Source organism: Aeromonas simiae, from assembly GCF_000820125.1.
In the GTDB taxonomy this organism is placed as follows: domain Bacteria; phylum Pseudomonadota; class Gammaproteobacteria; order Enterobacterales; family Aeromonadaceae; genus Aeromonas; species Aeromonas simiae.
Genome location: NZ_CDBY01000007.1, coordinates 165,413 through 177,984, shown reverse-complemented (window position 1 = coordinate 177,984; position 12,572 = coordinate 165,413). Strand labels below are relative to the sequence as shown.

11 protein-coding genes and 1 riboswitch are annotated in these 12,572 nt (G+C 61.2%); of the genes, 4 read left to right on the top strand and 7 right to left on the bottom strand.

Annotated elements, in window-relative coordinates:
• Positions 1 to 161: 161 nt before the first annotated feature.
• Positions 162 to 1,142, bottom strand: coding sequence for a GTP 3',8-cyclase MoaA (gene moaA, locus BN1134_RS01415; protein WP_042044801.1), 981 nt, complete (start codon positions 1,140 to 1,142; stop codon positions 162 to 164).
• Positions 1,130 to 1,263, bottom strand: a riboswitch (molybdenum cofactor riboswitch). (Overlaps the previous gene by 13 nt.)
• A gap of 79 nt (positions 1,264 to 1,342) precedes the next feature.
• Here moaA and narQ point away from each other — a divergent pair.
• The 3 genes from narQ to BN1134_RS01400 all read left to right on the top strand — a co-directional run bounded on the left by narQ (position 1,343) and on the right by BN1134_RS01400 (position 4,373).
• Positions 1,343 to 3,055 carry a nitrate/nitrite two-component system sensor histidine kinase NarQ gene (narQ, locus tag BN1134_RS01410; protein ID WP_042044799.1) on the top strand — a complete coding sequence of 571 codons (1,713 nt, stop codon included), beginning with the start codon at positions 1,343 to 1,345 and terminating at the stop codon, positions 3,053 to 3,055.
• Complete coding sequence (narL, locus tag BN1134_RS01405) at positions 3,055 to 3,693, top strand: two-component system response regulator NarL (protein WP_042044798.1); 639 nt, start codon at positions 3,055 to 3,057, stop codon at positions 3,691 to 3,693. Before narQ ends, narL begins: the two co-directional genes overlap by 1 nt.
• Before the next feature lie 104 nt (positions 3,694 to 3,797).
• Positions 3,798 to 4,373, top strand: a complete 576-nt coding sequence (locus BN1134_RS01400; RefSeq protein WP_042044797.1) for an LON peptidase substrate-binding domain-containing protein — start codon at positions 3,798 to 3,800, stop codon at positions 4,371 to 4,373.
• Between the two features lie 212 nt (positions 4,374 to 4,585).
• Here the strand turns inward: BN1134_RS01400 and BN1134_RS01395 are convergent, their stop codons facing one another.
• Together BN1134_RS01395 and BN1134_RS01390 are read right to left on the bottom strand one after the other, a co-directional pair.
• Positions 4,586 to 6,679, bottom strand: coding sequence for an ATP-binding protein (locus tag BN1134_RS01395; protein WP_042044796.1), 2,094 nt, complete (start codon positions 6,677 to 6,679; stop codon positions 4,586 to 4,588).
• Positions 6,669 to 7,841, bottom strand: coding sequence for an FIST signal transduction protein (locus BN1134_RS01390; RefSeq protein WP_042044795.1), 1,173 nt, complete (start codon positions 7,839 to 7,841; stop codon positions 6,669 to 6,671). Before BN1134_RS01390 ends, BN1134_RS01395 begins: the two co-directional genes overlap by 11 nt.
• Before the next feature lie 13 nt (positions 7,842 to 7,854).
• Here BN1134_RS01390 and BN1134_RS01385 point away from each other — a divergent pair, with 13 nt between their 5' ends.
• A complete protein-coding gene (locus BN1134_RS01385; RefSeq protein WP_084214667.1) occupies positions 7,855 to 8,829 on the top strand; it encodes a gluconeogenesis factor YvcK family protein in 975 nt (324 codons plus the stop codon).
• Here the strand turns inward: BN1134_RS01385 and BN1134_RS01380 are convergent.
• From BN1134_RS01380 to BN1134_RS01365, 4 genes are all read right to left on the bottom strand, one after another.
• Positions 8,809 to 9,150, bottom strand: a complete 342-nt coding sequence (locus BN1134_RS01380; RefSeq protein ID WP_042044794.1) for an Hpt domain-containing protein — start codon at positions 9,148 to 9,150, stop codon at positions 8,809 to 8,811. The genes BN1134_RS01385 and BN1134_RS01380 overlap by 21 nt on opposite strands.
• Before the next feature lie 194 nt (positions 9,151 to 9,344).
• Complete coding sequence (locus BN1134_RS01375; protein WP_084214666.1) at positions 9,345 to 10,106, bottom strand: Nif3-like dinuclear metal center hexameric protein; 762 nt, start codon at positions 10,104 to 10,106, stop codon at positions 9,345 to 9,347.
• A 77-nt stretch (positions 10,107 to 10,183) separates the two neighbouring features.
• Positions 10,184 to 11,524 carry a sigma-54-dependent transcriptional regulator gene (locus BN1134_RS01370; RefSeq protein ID WP_042044793.1) on the bottom strand — a complete coding sequence of 447 codons (1,341 nt, stop codon included), beginning with the start codon at positions 11,522 to 11,524 and terminating at the stop codon, positions 10,184 to 10,186.
• On the bottom strand, positions 11,521 to 12,552 hold the full coding sequence (locus tag BN1134_RS01365) for a sensor histidine kinase (protein WP_042044792.1): 1,032 nt from the start codon (positions 12,550 to 12,552) through the stop codon (positions 11,521 to 11,523). Before BN1134_RS01365 ends, BN1134_RS01370 begins: the two co-directional genes overlap by 4 nt.
• Between the last annotated feature and the right edge of the window lie 20 nt (positions 12,553 to 12,572).

The window sequence follows — 12,572 nt, the reverse complement described above, 5'->3', positions numbered from 1 at the left end:
CATATTTTTGTTAAGGGTATAGTGCAGGCAGAGAAAAAGGTCTCATATACCACCGGCGGGATAAATAGGGGGGAACCTTGCGTTGGATCAAGCGAAATAGGCATTGCTTATACCCCTTAGGGGTAAATTAAACGCCAATTGATAATTCTTCTCGCAAAGAATCAACCACCTAGCGACGCCAGATGGGGAGTTGTACCACTGTTACCCTGATGCAGACGATGGCTGGCCAACTTGTGACCAAGCGCCATGTGAACCCGCTCCATCAGTGCCTCTTGTTGCTCGTCGGCCGCTAACAGATCGCGCAGCGCCACTCCGTCGTCACCAAACAGGCACAAGTGCAGCTTACCGACCGAGGAGACTCGCAACCGGTTGCAGCCGGCACAAAAATCCTTGCTATAGGGCATGATGAGGCCGATGCCACCGAGATAGTCGGGATGATGGAACACCTGGGCAGGCCCGGCGTCGATAGCCCGCAGTTGCTGCACCCACCCCGCCGCCAACAGTTGCCCCTTGATGACTTCACCACTGGCATGGTGACGGGTGAACAACGCCTCCATCTCGCCGGTTTGCATCAGCTCGATGAAACGCAGCTCGATGGGGCGCGTCTTAATCCAGTCGAGAAAGGTCGACAGTTCATGGTCATTGAGCCCCTTGAGCAACACGGCGTTGACTTTGACCCGCGCAAACCCGGCGGCCAGCGCCGCATCAATCCCAGCCATCACCTCGGTCAGCTTGTCTTCTCCGGTGATGCGGTGAAACTGACGGGCATCCAGACTGTCCACACTGACGTTCAGGTTGGTCAATCCGGCCTCGCGCCACTCGGCCGCCCGCTCACGCAGGCGATAACCGTTGGTGGTCATGGCCACCTGTTCAATGCCGGGCGTCGCCGCCACGATGCGGATGATGTCGGTAAAATCGCGGCGCAGGGAGGGCTCCCCGCCGGTCAGGCGCACCTTGCGGGTGCCCATGGCAGCAAAAGCGCGAACGACTCTGGCTATCTCAGCTTGATCAAGAAAGGATTTGCGCCCTTCGGGGCGGTAGCCGTCCGGCAGACAGTAGGTGCAGCGAAAGTTGCACACATCGGTCACCGAGAGACGCAGATAGTGAAAGCGACGGGCATGGCCGTCTTCAAGCAGCGACATAAACACCTTTCCAAATACGGGAGGCCAGGTCATTTCTTCCCTGACCCTTACAGCGCTAAGCTGTCGGCCACCCTCCCCTATCTGCCGACGTAGGCAAGGTGGCTCGGAGTTCAATGAATTTGCGGATGCTAGCACAGGTTAAGTTACAATGCCCACGTTCCCAAAGGGGTAGTTCCCCGGCAGATTGAATCGAGATCCCGATGAAAAAATGGTTTCAGGTTACCTCGGTGAGCAGTGCCATCGGCCGCGCCATGCTGCTCATCTTGTTTATGGCGAGCCTCATCTCTTTGGTGGCCATGATCACCCTCTTTTACTCGGTGCCCGATGCCAAGGCGATCAATCTGTCAGGCTCGCTGCGGATGCAGGCCTACCGCATGGCGTACGAGATAAGCCAGGGCAAACCGGTACGCGATCGCCTCGCTCAATTCGAAGAGACCCTCAATGCCGAAGAGTTGCAGGAGACCCAGCGCTGGATCACCCCCGCCTCATTGCGCCGTACCTATGGGGAAGTGCTCAGCCAGTGGCGCCTGATGCGCAGCCACATCGAGCATGACACCCCCGAGCGCTACTCCGACAACACAGAGCGGTTTGTCACCGCCATCGATGACTTCGTCAATCAGATGCAATTTCACGTCGAGTTCAAGGTGCGTATGCTAGCCATCGCCGAGGGGCTTGGCCTGCTTGCCATCATCGTCATCGCTTGGTTTACCGTGCGCTTCACCCGGCGCGAGGTGGTCGCCCCCCTCAATCAGCTGGTCGCCTGCGCCCGCCAGGTCGAGCAACGCAACTTTCTGCTGCAACTCCCCCCGCGCTCCCCCAACGAGCTGGGAGAGCTCTCCGGCGCCTTTGCCACCATGGCGAGCGAGCTCGACAAGCTCTATCGCGATCTGGAGCACAAGGTCGAGGAAAAGACCGCCAAGCTGCAACAGGCCAATGACACCCTGTCGTTTCTCTACAGCACGGCCCAGCAGCTGCACGAGGCCCCCCTCAGCTCACGCACCTTGATCAAGCTGCTGGACCGAGCCGCAGCCCACCAGCACATCGCCCATATCCGCCTGACCCGTTTTGAACACAACACTATTCCCACCTACCTCACCGGGCGCAGCGGCTGGCCCGAAGAGACGCCGGCACGGGAGCGGTTCCCGTTACAGATGGACGAGCAGGAGTATGGTTGCCTCGATCTAATCAGCGATGCCCCGATCGACCAGCGCCTGATGAAGAACTTCGCCATGCTGCTCGCCCAGGTGCTGCACAAGGATCAGACCCTGCTGCAACAGCAGCGCCTGCTGCTGATGGAAGAGCGCGCCGTCATCGCCCGTGAGCTGCACGACTCACTGGCGCAGGCCCTCTCTTATCTCAAGATCCAGTCGGCCCTGCTCAAGCGCGCATTTGCCAAAGGGCAGACCGAACGCACCGCCCAGGTGATGCAGCAGATCGACGAAGGGCTCGGCAACGCCTACACCCAGCTGCGCGAACTGCTCGGCACCTTTCGCCTCTCCATTGCCGAGGCCGATCTCGGCGAGGCCATCGGCGTCATGCTCGAGCAGCTGACCCCTCAGACATCGGCGACCATCCGGCTCGATTACCGCCTGTCGAGCAGCGATCTGGAGGCGGGCCAGCACATCCATATCTTGCAGCTGATCCGTGAAGCCGTGCTCAACGCCATCAAGCATGCCAATGCGCAAGTGATTGATGTTAGCTGTCAGACACTTCCTGATGGTACTATCGAGGTTCAGGTTACCGATGACGGGGTGGGCATAGGCGCCTCCCGCTCGGCCGTCAACCACTACGGCCTGAGCATCATGAACGAGCGGGCCAGCAAGCTGCACGGCCGGCTCAGCATCGGCGATCACCGCCCCCAGGGAACCAGGGTGCACCTCATTTTTCCGACAACCCAGACAAGAGAAGCCTGATGGACGACGTCAAATATTCCATTCTGGTCGTTGATGACCACCCTCTGATGCGCAAGGGCATAGTGCAGCTGCTGGCCCTGGAAGAGAACTTCGAGGTCGTCGGCGAAGCTGCCAACGGCGCGGATGCAATTGCCCAGGCCAAGGTGTCCGAGCCGGACTTGATCCTGCTCGATCTCAACATGAAGGGGCTGTCCGGGCTCGATACCCTGCGGGCACTGCGTGAGGAAGAGATCACCTCAAGAGTGGTGATCCTCACCGTCTCCGATGCCCGCCAGGATGTGGTGGCACTGCTCAAGGCCGGCGCCGATGGTTACCTGCTCAAGGATACCGAGCCCGAGATGCTGTTGGCCCAGCTCGAAGAGGTGATGAGTGGCAAGCAGATCTTGAGCGAGCCGCTGCGTCCCTATCTGGAAAACCTCTACGAGCTGGATCATCTGCAAGAGAAGCTCGAGAGCCTGACGCGTCGCGAAATGCAAATCCTGCGTGAAATTGCAAAGGGCCTCTCCAACAAGCAGGTGGCCTCGGCCCTGCATATCTCGGAAGGGACCGTGAAGGTACACGTTAAGAGCCTGCTGAAGAAACTCCAGGCACAGAGCCGGGTGGAAGCGGCTGTGATGTACCTTGAACAGCGTCATTGAGCATGATGGATGTGACATAAACGGGCCTGCGGGCCCGTTTTTCATGAGTTGGCACGAGTGCTGCACAAGTCCGTTTGAGTCAGTTCCAGACCGGAGGATGAAACATGACACAGCAATCACTCGCCCTGTTTCCCTTGCCTTCCCACATCCTACCGGGCGGCAAGCTGCCGCTGCGTCTGTTTGAGCAGCGTCACCTGGAGATGCTCAAGGAGTCCTTCATCGAGGATCAAGGGTTTGGCATCGTAATGGAAGAGAGCACAGTGACCGGCCAATCGGGGCGGATCCTGCCCATCGGCACCCGGGTCAAGGTGATCGACTTCTACACCCTCAACGATGGCCTGCTCGGTATTACGGTGCAGGGGCTGGAGCGCTTCTATATCCACCAGCTGCACGAAGAGGGGGGTCAGCTCAAGCGGGCCGATGTCGAGCTGCTGCCCAACTGGCCCCAGTGCCACTCGGATGACAGCGATGCCGTGTTGGCGACCCGCCTGCGCGATGTGTTCGCCCAATACCCCGAGCTCGATGAGCTTTACCCGGACAAGCGCTATGACGATGCAGCCTGGTTGTGCCAGCGCTGGCTTGAGATCCTGCCGATGCCGGTGCAAGAGAAGCAAGGGCTGATCGCCAAGCAGAGCAGTGAAGCGGCCCGCCACTTTCTGCACAAGCTGATCGTCACGTAAGAATCGTCTCGCAGAATGCAAAGCATCGCAATTTGCGACAAAGACACGCTACCACAATGCAATGAATCGCTCATAAAAACGACAAACAAGGCGGGAAAAGGGACAAAAAAAGTTGGCATGACTTTTTCATGCAAGTAGGAACAACCCGATTTATCCCGTGCTCTCTTCAGTTATGCTGAAGAATTGGTCAACCTCCCCGGTTGGCCTTTTTTTTATCCTGCGCACTGGGGGAAATGCCGCTCGCAACACTCTTGCAGCCGGGCGAGGCTGATGGGTTTGGCCATGAAGTCATCCATGCCGGCAGCCAGCGCCTGCTCGCGATCTTCTGGCATGGCATTGGCGGTCAGCGCCACGATGCATCCCCTATAACCCAACCCACGCAGACGGCGAGTGGCCTCCAGCCCGTCGATCTGCGGCATGCGCAGATCCATCAGGATCAGATCCGGTGCCCGGTTCATCACAAGAGCCAATGCCGCTTCGGCGCTAGCGCACTCCTGCACCTCCTGAACCAGCCGCTGCAACATGAGTGACACCACCATGCGATTGACCTCGCTGTCATCCACCACCAGCACCGAAAGGGGCATGGGCGCTCGCAGCGGCTTGATCTGTGGTGCCTGCAGCGGGCTCTGGGGGAGCGAAAGCGGCAGGCGGCACCAAAAGCGGCTCCCCTTCCCCTGCTCGCTGTCGGCCCCAATCTCACCGCCCATCAGGGTCGTGAGGCGCCGACAGATAGCGAGCCCGAGGCCGGCCCCCGAGAAGCTGCGGGTGGCCGAGCTGTCCCCCTGGACAAAGGGTTCAAACACCCGCTCCAGATCCACCGGCGTGATGCCAATGCCGCTGTCATACACTTCGATCAACAACTGGGACGACCAACCGAGATGCAGCCGCACCTCACCGTCGGGGGTGAACTTCATGGCATTGCCGAGCAGGTTGCCGATGATCTGGGAGAGGCGCACCGGATCCCCGAGCAGGGTTTCAGGCACGTCGGAGTCCAATTGCAGCACCAATTGCAGATCACGCCGCTGCGCCTCCGGATAGAGAGGCTCAAGCAGGGCCTGACAGAGTGTGACCGGGCTGAAAGGCTCACGACGCAATGAGAGCGTCCCCGACTCAATCTTGGAATAATCGAGCACATCGTCGATGACCGTTTGCAACATGCGGGCCGCGTGGGTGGCATGCCCCAGCAAGGCGTGTTGCTGCTCCTCAAGCGGCGCGTGTTGCAGCAGATCCAGCGTCCCTAACACGGCATTCATAGGGGAACGCAGCTCATGGGTGATCATGGCCAGAAAACGCGACTTGGCCTGGCTGGCGGCCTGAGCCAGATCGCGCGCCTTGGCCAGCTCCTGCTCACGGCGGATCAGATCGCCAATATCGCGCGCCGTGCCGTGATAACCGGTAAAGGCTCCATCACTCGAGAAGCAGGGGTCAGCATTGACCTCCAGCCACAGCAGTTCACCGCGTCGGCGCACCGCTGTACGCAACCGACGTAGGGGCTGCTGAGCACACAACGCAGGACGAAAGTCTTCCGTATCATGGAGTTGCAGCCATTCGAGCGTCAGCAGACTGCGTCCGAGCAGACGCTGGCTCAGCTCACCATTGGCCCGATCCGGCGCCGAGACATAGCTGATACAAAAGCGCTCATCACACTCCCAGAACCAGTCGGACGCCATGGCTGCAAAATGGCGAAAGCGCTGCTCACTGGCATGCAGCGCCTCGGTCCGTAGTTCCACCTGCTGCTCGAGCCGAGCCCGGTAGGCGAGGTTGACCAGCGCTTGGGAGATCAGCGGCCGACAGCGTTGCAGCGCCGTCTTGCTGTCGAGATCCAGCCCCCGCTGCTGGCTGTGACGGCACACCAGCACACCGCTAAATCCGGGGGCCTTGAGGCCGGTCAGCAACACGCTACGCCACAGGGGGGAGTGAGCTACGGGAGCAAAATCGGGCAATAACGCCGGCTCATAGAGGATCAGGGTCTCCCCTGCCAGCGCCCGTTCGAAGGCCCGTCCCCATGGCCATTGGTAGGGCTGCACCTCGTTGCAACTGCAAAGCAGCGTGGTACCGCGCTGCGGCTGGGCGCCGACCACCAAGGCCGCCTCAAAGCCGATGAAGGGTTGCAGCACCTTGATAAGACCGAGCAGCACCTCATCGAGGGTCTTTGCCTCGGCCAGCGTTGCGATGCCACGCAGCAGCGTATCCGATTCGTGCCGATAGTGGGCCTCGCGCCCCTGACTGCGAGCCAATTCGGCCAGGGTCGACTGTAATCGGGCCCCCAGTGACTCCAGACTGTGCCCCTCCTGCTCATTGGTCATTCAAGCGCTCCCCGCTGCAGAAGATCACGCTGGAAATCATTAAGTTACCGTGGGTGATCTCCCCTTGCGGCAAACGCCCCTGCTCCCCGAAAGTGAATGGCATGACGTAGGGGATCCCACCCAGCCGCTGACGAAATTGCAGCGATAACTCGTCAAGGCGCTCCGAAAGCGCCAGCCGGCAGCCGGCGCAGAACACCACCAGGGCACCAAACGGCTCAAGGCTTGATGGCATGCCATAGGCGGGCTCGACCCTGGCCGCCAGCAAACTGCGCTGTAACAGCCCCTCGGCGCTGCCCTGCATCAACCAGAGGGTCTCCCCCTGCTCAATGCGGGTGAACAGACGCAAACCACGGCGCTTGGTAATCGACTCTGGATGGGAGAGCTTGTAGTAGGGAACCTCATACATGGCCCCCACCACCCGTGCCAGCGGGGCCAGGGTGGTCTCACGCAGGATCGGGCCATTGGGGAGCGATATCCCCAGCCACTCCTGATAGAGATCGGCGGCCGGACGCCCATCGAGGCTGATCACCTCTCGCCCCTCAGCCTCGGTCACGACGGCGTGATTGCGAGTTGGCATGTAGCCGGAGTGAAACTGAAAGGCGAGCTCACAGTCGGGGTAGAGCACGGCCAGCGCCGCCCCCTCCCCCATGGCGCCATCACTCCAGCAGAGCTGCCATTGCCCCTGCACCGCCTCATCGGCCGCCGAGCCACCAATCACCGGCACGCTATGGCCCAGCTCGGCATCGATCTGGGCCAGCAGGGTCTCTTCCAGACCAGGGCTTGCGTGCAGCAACACCATGTGTGGCAACTCGCCAGGACGGTCGCAACGCCGCATTGCCTCCTTGAGCAGTTGATGAGCATCGGGCTCCATCGAGCCCGCGACCCCATAGGCGCCCCGCGAATCGTAAAAGGCCGCAACCGCAACCGGCGCCCCCTCGTCCTGCCCGGTCTGCACGGCGCGACATGAACTACAACCCAGCATGGGTACGTCAGGAAATGCCAGAGACAGGCGGTTTTGTAGTATCTCTGAGGAGTGAAGCGCAGAAAAATAGACCAACAACAGAGACGGCAGGGAGGCCGTATGCTCTAATAAATCGCTGATGATCTCCTGAGCCGCGTCAGCGGTGGAGGCACAGTGTGACTGTGCCGTGATGAACTTCATTTGAGTTGTACTCATGCAGACTGCACCTGACCATCATCTTCATCTTCTTGCCCGCGGGCAGCCACGGCGCCCCGCCGCCCTCTCTCAGCTGAACCGGGTGGTGACACTGGGGGGTGGCCACGGCATGGGCCGGGTTTTGTCGGCCCTCTCGTTTCTCGGCTCTCGCTTAAGCGGGATCGTCACCACAACCGACAATGGGGGCTCCACCGGTCGGCTGCGTCAGAGTCAATCCTGCATCGCTTGGGGAGATCTGCGCAACTGTCTCAATCAACTGGTTACCGAGCCCAGCACCGGCAGCCGCCTGTTTGAGTACCGCTTCAGTGGGCCCGGTGAACTGACCGGCCACAATCTCGGCAATCTGATGCTGCTGGCACTCGATCAGCTCAGCGTGCGTCCACTCGATGCCATCGGCCTTATCCGGGATATGCTGCACATTGAGCCACAACTGCTGCCGATGTCGGAGTACCCCACCGATCTGTGCGCTCGCACCCCATGCGGCAACCATATCATAGGCGAACTATCGGTAGATCAACTGGATACCCCACCAACAAACCTGTTTTTGCACCCCCCGGTACCGGCCATCGCCGAGGCGATCGACGCCTTGCAGCAGGCCGATCTGATCCTGCTCGGCCCCGGCAGTTTCTTCACGTCGGTGCTGCCCCCGTTGCTGCTGCCCGAGCTGTGCGACGCCATCGGCCGCAGCCACGCTCCGCTGGTCTTCATCGCTAATCTGGTTCCCGAGCCGGGGCCTGCCGGGCAACTTGATCTCGCCGAGCAGTGTCGCTGGTTAGAAGCCCAGTTGGGCAAAGGAAGAGTGGACGCCGTACTGGCCCCTTCCGCAGCATCCGATGCCAAGGTGCCATGCCGCCTTATCAATTGCGAATTGGGTGAGCCCGCCCTGCCCCATCGCCACGACAGGGAACGTCTCTGCCTGGTCCTGGAGCAGCTGCTGCTCGAACTGCAAGGCTCACTGCCGCAAGTTGGCTAACTCGCCAAGCACGTCGCCAAGCGACGCTTCAAGCTGCGCCACCAACGCCTCCATCACGGCCGGTGTATCACCCTCGCGGCACGCCTGCTCCAGGCGGGCCGCCTGCTGTTGGCTCACTTCGGCGCCATAGCTGCCGCACGATGATTTCAGGCTATGGGCAAGCCGCCCCAGCGCCTCCCATGACTGCTGTTGCAGCAAAGGCACTAATTGCGCCCTTTGTTGCCCTACTTCGTCAAGAAACACACCGATGACCATGGGCAGCATGTCGCTGCCGATATCGGCCTCCAGTTGGCGCAAGGTATTCCGATTGAGCAGTTCCATCTTGCTCCTCTCGTAAGGTGAAGGGAAAACGTGACAGGCATCGACTTATTGACCATTCCTGCCATTTTACCAAGACCAATCAAACACAAACAGGAAACCATTGATTAACATTCAATGGTTGATAGTTGCAATCCCTTTCCTGCCGGTATGGCTGCTGCGAAGAACCAGGGTAGTGTGTCTACCCTGGTATTTTTTTATACCGGATTGTCGATATCGACAAAGGTCACCGTCAGGCCATGGGCCTGCTGCAACCACTCTCCTAATGCCTTGACCCCATAGCGTTCGGTCGCATGATGACCGGCTGCATAAAAATGCAGCCCCATCTCTCGCGCCGTGTGAATGGTCTGCTCGGAGGCCTCACCGGTGATGAAGGCATCGATCCCCTGCTCTGCCGCTAGGTTGATGTAGCTTTGGCCGCCCCCGGTACACAGCGCCACCGAGCGGATCTCAGCCGGCCCGCTCTCCCCACAATGCAGAGGGGGTCGTCCCAGGCTTGCCTCGATGCGAGCGGCCAGCTCGGCGCCGCTGAGCGGCGTATCCAGCTTGCCCACCATGGCCACGCTGCGGCTATTCCACGGCTCCAGGCCACGGGTCAGGCGCACGCCAAGCCGCTGCGCCAGCTGAGCGTTATTGCCAAGCTCGGGGTGAATATCCAGCGGCAAGTGATAGGCGAACAGATTGATATCGTGGGTCAGCAGGGTCTTGAGGCGGCGCTGCTTCATGCCCTTGAGCACCGCATTTTCCCCGTTCCAGAAGTAGCCGTGGTGCACCAAGATGGCGTCGGCCTCCAGCTCGACCGCCCGGTCGAGCAGTGCCTGGCAGGCGGTCACCCCGGTGACCACATGACGAATACGGTGGCGTCCTTCCACCTGCAGGCCATTAGGGCAGTAGTCCTTGATGGCGTGGGATTCGAGCAGCTGGTTGAGCAGCCCTTCGAGTTTGCTGTTGGTGATCATGGTCGCTCCTATGGCCCACCCGCGCGGGCCGACATCAAGGAGGACATGATAAGGCAGGCCGAGGCCCAAGAGCCACCTCAGGCGGGCATATCGATCCCCGCTTCGCGCATCTTGGCCAGCTTGTAGCGCAAGGTACGCGGGCTGATCCCGAGCCTCTCCGCCACCGCCTTGCGACTGCCCTGACACAGTTGCAGGGTATCGAGGATGATCTGGTGCTCCTGCTGCTTGAGCTCGTTGCCAAGCCGCTCCAGCCCCGGAGTGCGCCCCTCGTCATCCTCCTCGCCGCCAGGCTCCTCGTCCTCCAAGATGAGATCCGCCTCGGCAATGCACTCTCCATCGCAGAGGATCAGGGCGCGCTGCACCACGTTCGCCAGTTCGCGCACGTTGCCGGGCCAGCCGTAGTCAAGCAGCCGCTCCTCCGCGTGTGCCGTGAAGCGGGGCAGCGGCAGGGCCGCCTGCGCCGCATGCAGGGCCAGCAGATGGCGCGCCAGCGGCAGGATATCGCCGGGCCGCTCGCACAGGGCCCCCCAGCGCAATGGAAAGACATTAAGCCGGTAGTAGAGATCCTCGCGAAACAGCCCATCTTGCACTGCCCGCTTGAGATCCCGGTTGCTGGTCGCGATGACCCGCACATCGAGCGCGATGGTCTTGCGACTCCCCAGCCGCTCCACCTCACGCTCCTGCAGCACCCGCAGCAACTTGGCCTGCAAGGCGAGATCCATCTCGGTGATCTCATCGAGCAGCAGGGTCCCCCCCTGGGCCTGCTCGAACTTGCCGGGGCACCCCTGCACGGCCCCCGTGTAGGCCCCCTTCTCATAGCCAAAAAGGGTGGCCTCCAGCATGTTCTCGGGAATGGCGGCGCAGTTGATGGCCACGAAGGGCTGCTCGGCACGGCTCGACTGATCATGGATGTAGCGAGCCAGCACCTCCTTGCCGCTGCCGCTCGGCCCGCTGATCATCACGGTGGCATCGCTGCGCGCCACCCTGGCGGCCAGCTGGAACAGCTCGGCGCTACGCGCATCGCCATACACCACAGCGCGCTTCTCCACCCGCTGCGCCGGCACATAGCGGCTCACCTGGTTGAGCAGCACCTCGGGCGAGAAGGGCTTGGAGAGGTAGTCGATGGCGCCTTCTCGCATCGCACGCACCGCCCCGTCGATGTTGGCGTAGGCGGTCATCAGCAGTACCGGAGTTTGGGGAAACTGCTGACGAATGGTCTGTAACAGGGTCAGGCCATCCATTCCCCCCATCTGAATGTCGGAGATCACCATGTCAAAGGGTTGGCGCGAGAGCTGCACCAGCGCCCGCTCACCGCTGTCGGCCTCACGGCACTCGTAGCCGCCGAGCAGCAGGGTATCGAGCAAGGCCTCACGCAGCCCGTCGTCATCTTCCACCACCAAGATCCTTGCCTGACTCATGCCACACCTCCAACACGTTCAGCCGCCGGCATGTGCAGCGGCAGAGAAAGGGTAAAACAGCTCCCCTCACCCGGCGCAGAGGCAACGCTGACCTCGCCCTGATGGGAGTGCACCACCGAGTGCACCACCGCCAGACCGAGTCCCGTGCCCTGACTGCGCGTGGTGAAAAAGGGTTCAAAAATCCGGGCCTGCTGGGTGGCCGTCATGCCACGGCCGTTGTCGATGATGCGCAGCATCACCCGCTCACCCTGACGGTGGGCACTGACGCAGATCTCGGTAGCGCCGGCCTGCTGACCGTTGGCGATAAGGTTGCTCACGGCGCCCACCAGGGCGTTGGCATTGGCCATCAGCCACAGCGGCTCTGGCGGTATCTCGATGGTGAGCCGACAAGCATGCTGCTCACAGAACACCTCTGCCGCAGATTGCGCCTGGGTCAATAGGGTATCGAGTGACACGGCGCTGACCACCTGAGCCTCACCGCTACGGGCAAACAGCAGCACATCGCTGACCTGCTGCTCGAGATCTTGCAACCGCTGCATCAGCTTTTGCTGGAACTGGCTGCGCGATTCGGGCTTTAAGGTGCGGTTGCCGAGGTTGGCGGCATAGAGCATGGCGGCTGAGAGCGGGGTGCGGATCTGATGGGCCAGCGAGGCGGCCATGTTGCCGAGTGCCGACAGCCGTTTCATGTGGTTGAGGCGATCTTGCAGGCGACGGGTCTCGGTCAGATCGTTGATGAACACCAGTTGCCCCGGCTGATCCTCGAGCGGCTGGGTCGAGAGCTGCACCCGGCGGCCATCGTGCAACGAGATCTCGTGACCATCGTCGGCGCGCGGGCTGAAACAGCGCACGATCACCTGGCGCCACCGCTCCCCTTGCAGCGGCTCACCGAGCAGGCTGACCGCCGCCGGATTGGCACGCCGGATCACACCACTCTCATCGAGCACCAGCACCCCGGTTGGCAGGGCGGCAAAGATGGCATCCAGTTGGCGATAGGCCAGGGAGGTTTCATGGGAAGGCTGGTGGCACATAGACAATAACCTGACTCACT

What these genes read in the sequence shown, in the direction of transcription:
- moaA (WP_042044801.1), bottom strand. Translation starts at nt 1,142, where the DNA reads ATGTCGCTGCTTGAAGACGGCCATGCCCGTCGCTTTCACTATCTGCGT.
- narQ (WP_042044799.1), top strand. Translation starts at nt 1,343, where the DNA reads ATGAAAAAATGGTTTCAGGTTACCTCGGTGAGCAGTGCCATCGGCCGC.
- narL (WP_042044798.1), top strand. Translation starts at nt 3,055, where the DNA reads ATGGACGACGTCAAATATTCCATTCTGGTCGTTGATGACCACCCTCTG.
- BN1134_RS01400 (WP_042044797.1), top strand. Translation starts at nt 3,798, where the DNA reads ATGACACAGCAATCACTCGCCCTGTTTCCCTTGCCTTCCCACATCCTA.
- BN1134_RS01395 (WP_042044796.1), bottom strand. Translation starts at nt 6,679, where the DNA reads ATGACCAATGAGCAGGAGGGGCACAGTCTGGAGTCACTGGGGGCCCGA.
- BN1134_RS01390 (WP_042044795.1), bottom strand. Translation starts at nt 7,841, where the DNA reads ATGAAGTTCATCACGGCACAGTCACACTGTGCCTCCACCGCTGACGCG.
- BN1134_RS01385 (WP_084214667.1), top strand. Translation starts at nt 7,855, where the DNA reads ATGCAGACTGCACCTGACCATCATCTTCATCTTCTTGCCCGCGGGCAG.
- BN1134_RS01380 (WP_042044794.1), bottom strand. Translation starts at nt 9,150, where the DNA reads ATGGAACTGCTCAATCGGAATACCTTGCGCCAACTGGAGGCCGATATC.
- BN1134_RS01375 (WP_084214666.1), bottom strand. Translation starts at nt 10,106, where the DNA reads ATGATCACCAACAGCAAACTCGAAGGGCTGCTCAACCAGCTGCTCGAA.
- BN1134_RS01370 (WP_042044793.1), bottom strand. Translation starts at nt 11,524, where the DNA reads ATGAGTCAGGCAAGGATCTTGGTGGTGGAAGATGACGACGGGCTGCGT.
- BN1134_RS01365 (WP_042044792.1), bottom strand. Translation starts at nt 12,552, where the DNA reads ATGTGCCACCAGCCTTCCCATGAAACCTCCCTGGCCTATCGCCAACTG.